The sequence below is a fragment of the Actinoalloteichus spitiensis RMV-1378 genome (assembly GCF_000239155.1).
GTDB lineage: Bacteria > Actinomycetota > Actinomycetes > Mycobacteriales > Pseudonocardiaceae > Actinoalloteichus_B > Actinoalloteichus_B spitiensis.
Genome location: NZ_AGVX02000488.1, coordinates 1 through 5950 on the forward strand (window position 1 = coordinate 1; position 5950 = coordinate 5950).

General features: G+C 74.0%; 4 protein-coding genes and 2 pseudogenes. 4 read left to right on the forward strand and 2 right to left on the reverse strand.

Annotation, left to right across the window (positions count from 1 at the left end; translation table 11 throughout):
• Positions 1–340: pseudogene (locus tag ACTIDRAF_RS0219955) on the forward strand (TetR family transcriptional regulator); the annotation flags it as partial.
• A 545-nt stretch (positions 341–885) separates the two neighbouring features.
• Here the strand turns inward: ACTIDRAF_RS0219955 and ACTIDRAF_RS0219965 are convergent.
• Entirely contained in the window at positions 886–1488 is a 603-nt protein-coding gene (locus ACTIDRAF_RS0219965; protein ID WP_016700491.1) for a response regulator transcription factor, read from the reverse strand.
• Positions 1485–2654, reverse strand: a complete 1170-nt coding sequence (locus tag ACTIDRAF_RS0219970) for a sensor histidine kinase (protein ID WP_016700492.1) — start codon at positions 2652–2654, stop codon at positions 1485–1487. Before ACTIDRAF_RS0219970 ends, ACTIDRAF_RS0219965 begins: the two co-directional genes overlap by 4 nt.
• 369 nt (positions 2655–3023) lie before the next feature.
• On the opposite strand from ACTIDRAF_RS0219970, the pseudogene ACTIDRAF_RS30015 reads away from it, so the two are divergent.
• From ACTIDRAF_RS30015 to ACTIDRAF_RS30020, 3 genes and pseudogenes are all read left to right on the forward strand, one after another.
• Positions 3024–3907: pseudogene (locus tag ACTIDRAF_RS30015) on the forward strand (ABC transporter ATP-binding protein).
• A 41-nt stretch (positions 3908–3948) separates the two neighbouring features.
• Positions 3949–4665, forward strand: coding sequence for an ABC transporter permease (locus tag ACTIDRAF_RS0219980; RefSeq protein WP_016700493.1), 717 nt, complete (start codon positions 3949–3951; stop codon positions 4663–4665).
• Between the two features lie 222 nt (positions 4666–4887).
• On the forward strand, positions 4888–5853 hold the full coding sequence (locus tag ACTIDRAF_RS30020; RefSeq protein WP_016700494.1) for a ketopantoate reductase family protein: 966 nt from the start codon (positions 4888–4890) through the stop codon (positions 5851–5853).
• Positions 5854–5950 lie beyond the last annotated feature (97 nt).

Here is a 5950-nt window from a genome sequence, read left to right on the forward strand (position 1 = left end):
GGCGGGAGCCGACCCGCTCGCCCGCCTCGCCGCCGTCTTCGACGCCTCCGCCGACTGGGCGGCCGAGGAGGGCGGCAAGGGGTGCAGTGCGATCAACGCGCACGCCGAGATCAGCCAACCCGACCACCCGGCCTACGCCACCATCGTCGGCCAGAAGCGGTGGATGCTCGACCTCTTCACCGACATCGCCGGTGCCGCCGGAGCGGACGACGCCCCGGCGGCGGCCCGCGCCGTCATGCTCCTGCACGAGGGCGCGCTGGTGACCGACGGGATGCGGGTCATCGGCGACGCCTACGCCCGTGCCCGCGACCTCGCGCTGACCCTCCTCGCCAACCGCTGACCCGGGCCAGGGACGGGGACGATGCCCGAGCGGCACGCCCGCGACATCGAGAACGACTGTCGGGAACCCACCGGGTGCGGGTCCGCGCCCCGGCGTTCCACCGCCGCCGAGGAACGCCCGGCGGTCAGGCCGCTCGGCCCGCTGATCCCGGCGCCCCTCGTGAGCTCGGGAGGGAGCGACGGCGAGCCGGTGGCACGCGACCACGGCGGTCGGACGAACGGGACACGCAGCCCCTGGCCCCTGGCCCGTGACCCGTCCCCACTTCCCGGGGCCGCCGCTCCTCCCCGCGGTTCCACCTGACCCGGGCAGCCCGGAGCGGGCACCAGTGCCGGGGCGTCGAGTCCCGGAGCCGGGCGGCGGCCACGAGCTCATCGGTTGTTCCCCCGCCCGCGCCCAGGGGGACGTTCTCGCTGGTCTGATCGGTACCCCTCGGCCCGACGAGCTCCTGCCGGCGAGGACGCGACCGACCCCGCTCCGTCCGCTGGCACGACCTTGGCGGACGGGTTCGCCCTGTGGGAGCACCACGCCCACCCCCGGCGGGGCGGCTACAGCCAGTCGTGCTCCCGGGCGTGGCGGGCCGCCTCGTGCCGGGTCCGGGTCTGGGTCTTCCGCATGGCGTTGGAGAGGTAGTTGCGCACCGTGCCCTCCGCGAGGTGGAGCTGGGCCGCGATCTCGGCGACGGAGTACCCCTCGGAGGTCGCCCGCAGCACGTCGAGTTCGCGTTCGGTGAGGGGGCAGTCGTCGACGAGGGCGAGGGCGGACACGTCCGGGTCGATCCACCGCTTGCCCTCGTGCAGGGTCCTGAGGACGCGGGTGATGTGCTCGGGTTCCGCCGACTTGCTGACGAAGCCCTGCACACCCAGCCGCAACGCCCTGCGCAGCACCCCGGGCCGGGCGTGGCGCGTCAGCATGAGGATCACCTGCGCGGGCAGCGCGCGGCGGACCTCCGCGACGGTGCCGAGGCCGTCCAGACCGGGCATCTCCAGGTCGACGACGAGGACGTCCGGCCGGTGCCGCAGGGTCGCCTCGACGGCCGCCCGTCCGTCCGCCGCCTCGGCGAGGACGGTGACCTCGCCCTCCAGGGGGAGCAGGGCCGCCAGCGCCCTGCGGAGCAGAACCTCGTCGTCGGCCAGCACCACAGTGGTCATTGGGCGCGCCCCTCCTGCCTGGTCGCGGCAACGGTTCGGGGCCCGGGGAGGTTCGCGGCCGTCACGAACCGACCGCCCTGCTGGCGCACCGTCAGTTCCCCTCCCTCGCCCGCGACGCGTTCCCGCAGGGTGCGGAGCCCGCGCAGCTCGGCCGGCGGTCCCTCCCGCGCCCCGTCGTTGGCGATGCTGATCCCCGTCCCGGACAGGGTGATCCGCACCTGCCTCGCCTCGGCGTGCCGCAGGATGTTCGTCGTCGTCTCGCGGAGCACCTGGCCGAGCATCTCCCCGGCGTGCGCGTCGACCTCGGTCTCCCGGTCGACGCGCACCTGGATGCCGGCCGCCTCGAAGAGGTTCTTGGCGTTCTCCAGTTCCGTGGCCAGGTTCAGGCGCCGCTGCGCGTGCGCGAGTTCCTTGGTCTGGGTGATGGTGTCCCCGATCAGGGCGTGCACCTCCCGCAGTTCCTCCCTGGCACGGTCGAGATCGCTGTGCAGCAACTTCTCGGCCAGGGTGATCTTCAGCTTGACCACGTGCAGGGTGTGGCCCTGGATGTCGTGGAGGTCGCTGGCGAACCGCATCCGTTCCCGGACGACGGCGAGTTCGGCCTCCCGTTCCCGTGACTGCTCCAGCTCCCGCAGGAGGTCGGAGAAGCCCTTGTTGGGGAAGGCGAGGGCGGCTCCCACCAGGGTGAGGGTGGCCGGGACGAGGGCGTAGGAGATCAGGGTGTCGCGGACCGGGGCCTCGGACACCAGCAGCCTGGCCGTGCCCGTGACGGCGACGAAGGCCACCAGCGCCACCGAGGCGGCGCCCCGGTGGCGTGGCAGCTGCTGCACGACGAGGGGGCCAGCCAGGGCGACCCCCCAGAACGCCCTGGGGGTGTCGAGCACCAGTACTCCGAGGGGCCACACCGCGCCCGTGACCAGCAGGCAGGGCACCGCGACGCGCAGGACGTCGCCGGCGGCCCACCGGACGAAGGTGACCAGGGCGGCCAGCACGCCCAGGCTCAGGACGACCCCGTGCCACCAGGTTTCGGCGTCGACGACCACCAGCAGCACCCCGACGGCGGCGAGCGGGGGGAGCAGCACGGTGAGGTTCAGGCGGCGCAGCTGGCCCCAGGTCCCCTTCGGACGCTCGTGGGACCGGCCTGCCCGTGCACCCGGGGGCCTCACCGGACGCGACCGGGGCGGCGGGCGGCCCGTCCGGCCAGCGTGACCGTGTCGTCTGCCCGGGCCCGGCGGGTTCGTGCCGCGCGCCGGCCACCACCGGGCCCGCGCCCCGCCGCTCCAGGGTGTTCCGGTGGGTGCCCGGGCCGTGACCGCCCCGAGGGGACCGAGGTCACGATGACCTCCGCCGGGCGGCGCGGTGGCTCGGTGGGCATGGCTGATCTCCGTGGTGGGACGGCGGGGAGCCCCAGTGTGCCGCCGACGCCGACCCGGCACCAGTGACGCGGTGTCATGGCACACCCCGGAGAAACGTCACGGCGAGGTGGTGACGGGAGCGCACTGGTCGGCGGGGGCGCCGCCAGGTGGGATCGGGGCATGTCCTCGACACCCGTCATCGACGTCGACCGCCTGACCGTCACCTACGGCGACTTCCGCGCGGTCAGCGAGCTGTCCTTCCAGGTCGAACGCGGCGAGTTCTACGCCCTGCTCGGCACGAACGGTGCCGGCAAGACCTCGACCCTGGAAGTCGTCGAAGGCCACCGCGACCCCACCTCGGGTTCGGTGCGCGTGTTCGGGCGCGACCCGGGCGACCGGCGCGCGGTGCGGCCACGGATGGGCATCATGCTCCAGGAGAGCGGCTTCTCACCGGACCTCACCGTCCGGGAGACCGTGCGGCTCGTCGGCGCCCTCAGCCGGCGGGCGGACGACGTCGACCGGGTGCTCGGCGTCGTCGACCTCACCCGCAAGGCGGCCACCAGGGTGTCCCAGCTCTCCGGCGGGGAGAAGCGGCGCCTGGACTTCGCCACCGCCGTGTACGGCACGCCCGAACTCGTCGTCCTCGACGAGCCCACCACGGGCCTGGACATCCAGTCCCGGGACGACCTCTGGCGGGCCGTGGACCGGATGCGGGACGGGGGGCCACCATCGTCCTCACCACGCACTACCTGGAGGAGGCGCAGGAGCGCGCCGACCGCATCGGGCTCATGCACCGGGGCGGTTTCCACCGGGAGGGGACGGTCGCCGAGCTGACGCGAACCCTGCCGGCCGTGATCCGCTTCTCCCTGCCGGGGCCCGAGGTGGCTCCTCCGCCGCACGTCACGCCGGACGGTGCCGGGGCCTTCGTCCTCGAGACCTTCACGTTGCAGCGCGACCTGCACGCCCTGCTCGACTGGGCGCGGGACCACGCGGTGGAGCTGGGGGACCTCCACGCCGGACCGACCCGCCTCGACGACGTCTTCCGGGCCATCGGCGACGCGTAGACCACCCCGACCAACCCCAACCCCCAGGTGAAGGACGCTCCATGTTCCCCATCGCGCTCGGCGAGCTGGTTCAGCTCTTCCGGAACCGCTCCGTTCTGGTCACCATGTTCGTACTGCCCGTGGCGTTCAGCGCGCTCTACATCTACCTGTACGAGGCGGTCGCCGTGTTCGACCTCGGCGCGATCGCCGCGATCCTGCTGTTCCTGGTGCTGGCGATGGGCTACTACACGACCACGGTGACCACGCTGGCCGCCCGCCGGCAGAACCTCTTCCTGAAACGGCTGCGTTCCACCGCGGCGAGTGACACCCGCATCCTCACCGGTCTGCTGCTGCCCGTCACCGGCGTCGCGGTGCTCCAGCTGACGGTGATCCTGACCGTGTTGGGCGTCGTGGCCGGCGCGCCGGGCAACGCCCTCCTCCTGGTGGTCGCCGTGGTCACCACGGTGGTCATGATGCTCTGCCTGGGGCTCGCCACGGCCGGGGTGACGAACTCCCCGGAACACGCCCAGGTGACCACACTGCCCGTCCTCATCGGCACGATGGCCGTCTCCGGCTGGGTCGGGTTCACCGGCACCGAGGAGCTCACCCTCGTCAAACGGGTCCTGCCCGGCGGGGCGGCCAGTGAACTGGTCGTCGCCGCCTGGGACGGCGGGGTCGCGGTGGCGGAGTCGCTGGTGCTGCTGGCGCCCACGGTGGGCTGGGTCGTCGTCTCGGTGGCCCTGGCCGCCCGCCTGTTCCGCTGGGAACCACGCCGGTGACGGACGCTCGCCGGGACGTGGCAGCGAGTTCGCCGGGCCTGTCCGGGCCCCCGGGGCCGGTGGCCTGACGGCGTCCACCAGCGGTGCGCCGCGTCCGATGCCCGGCGCGGCGGGTCAGGGAGGGCGATGCGCGGCGGACCCCGCTCGACGGGGGACGCGGCATCACCCTTGCGCTGTAACGGTTGCCTGGCATGATGAGCGTTACCTGACTGGGGGTGGGATGTGAGCGTTCTGGTCTACGGCGCGGGCGGGATCGGCCTCTACCTGGCGGCGCGACTCGCGCGGGCCGGCGAGCCGGTGACGGTCAAGGCCCGTCCGGCCACGGTGCGCGCGGCGGCCAGCGGTGCCGTCGAGCTGCGGCACGAGGGCGGCGCGGAGGTCGTTCCGGGCATCGAGTTCGTCGACGACCTGGCCGGCCGCCGCTTCGACGTCGCCGTCGTGGCCACCAAGTCCTGGCAGGTCGAGACGGCCGCCGCCGAGATCGCTCCCGCGCTCGCCCCGGGCGGCAGGGTGCTCACCACCCAGAACGGGGTGGACGCCCCGGCTCGTGTCGCCGCCCACGTGCCCTCGGACGCCGTGTACGGGGGGACGGTCGTCGTCATCGTGCAGCGGGTGGCTCCGCTGGCCGTGCGGCTCGTCGGCTCCGAGGCCCGCCTCGTCCTCGGTTCCCTCCGCCACCCGGAACCCGACCCCGCCGCGCTCCGGTTGGTCGGGACGCTCCAGGGAGCGGGTGTCGACGCGCGGTGGACGGAGGACATCCGCACCGCGCTGTGGAGGAAACTGGCGCTCATCGCGTCCTACGGGGGGGTGGGCGCGCTGGCCGACGCCCCGGTGGGACGGACCAGATCGCTCCGCCCCACCCGGGATCTCGTGGAACGGGCGATGCGGGAGGTCCTCGCCGTCGGCAACCGGTCGGGGGCCCGCCTGGGCGAGGACGACCTGGCCGAGATCCTCGGCGTCTACGAACACGGCTTCGCCCCGGAGACCACCGCATCGCTCCAGCGGGACCTGCGGGAGGGGCGCCCTTCGGAGTTGGCGGACCAGAGCGGCGCCGTGGTTCGGCACGCGGCGGCACTGGGCATCCCGGTCCCCGTGCACGAGCTGATCTGGGCCACCCAGCTGCCCCGGGAGCTCGCGGCCCGGGAAGGGCGGGCCGACCTCGGGCCGGGACCCGTCGTCGAACCCTGAGATGGCCGGACCACGACCCCGGCTCCCCGTGCCACCACTGCCGATCGGGGTGGCGGTCGATCTCGTCAACGAGTGGGCCGCCACCCCCCGGCGGGGG